Annotated in this window: 1 protein-coding gene; it reads left to right on the forward strand. The window is 57.6% G+C overall.

The window, feature by feature from the left end:
* Positions 1 to 328 (forward strand): hypothetical protein (locus tag DW205_RS22715; RefSeq protein WP_233523174.1); only part of this gene is annotated, 328 nt, incomplete at both ends.

The following is a 328-nucleotide window of genomic DNA, read 5'->3' on the forward strand; positions in this document are numbered from 1 at the left end:
TCTGGCCCGTGAGGTCCTGCGTGGCTACGCCTCTCTCCGTGCTGAGACCGACGTAATCCGTTGTAAGCTTTACTCGTTGCTCCTTCCGGCCTACAGGTTGTTGGGCGAGTCGGATGAGTTCGATCGTTTGCGCTCCACGATGCGCAGCATGCTCCCGGTGATAAAAGCGGGGCAATCCCGTGCCTTGTTACTGGTCACGCTCTATGGCTGCACGGACAGCAGCCTTTACCAGCGCATGGCGCACGAGTTGATTGACCCTTGGATGGAGGAGGCCTCGCCCAAGAAGAGCAAGTCCGTGTTGATACGTCGTTTACGTGATTACGACCGT

The sequence above is a fragment of the Parabacteroides sp. AM17-47 genome, from assembly GCF_003434625.1.
GTDB lineage: Bacteria > Bacteroidota > Bacteroidia > Bacteroidales > Tannerellaceae > Parabacteroides > Parabacteroides distasonis.